This is a genomic window from Cellulomonas sp. GbtcB1 (genome assembly GCF_019091725.1).
Lineage (GTDB): Bacteria > Actinomycetota > Actinomycetes > Actinomycetales > Cellulomonadaceae > Cellulomonas.
Genome location: NZ_JAGXJG010000354.1, coordinates 1 through 254 on the forward strand (window position 1 = coordinate 1; position 254 = coordinate 254).

Below are 254 nucleotides of genomic sequence, written 5' to 3' on the forward strand. Positions count from 1 at the left end.
GGACCAGCAGGACGAGCGCCGCGTTCGCGACGTCCAGCCGGATCCGGTCGCCGTCCCGCACGAACGCGAACGGGCCCGCGTCCTCCGCCTCGGGCGCGACGTGCCCGACGCACAGGCCCGTCGTGCCGCCGGAGAACCGGCCGTCGGTTAGCAGCAGCACGTCCTTGCCGAGCCCGGCGCCCTTGATCGCGCCGGTGATCTCGAGCATCTCGCGCATGCCCGGGCCGCCCTTGGGGCCCTCGTACCGGATGACG

Annotated in this window: 1 protein-coding gene; it reads right to left on the reverse strand. The window is 74.4% G+C overall.

What is annotated here, in order from left to right; all coding sequences use genetic code 11:
* The coding region (locus KVT14_RS20695; protein WP_217617324.1) for a dihydroxy-acid dehydratase at positions 1-254 on the reverse strand (254 nt) is incomplete at both ends.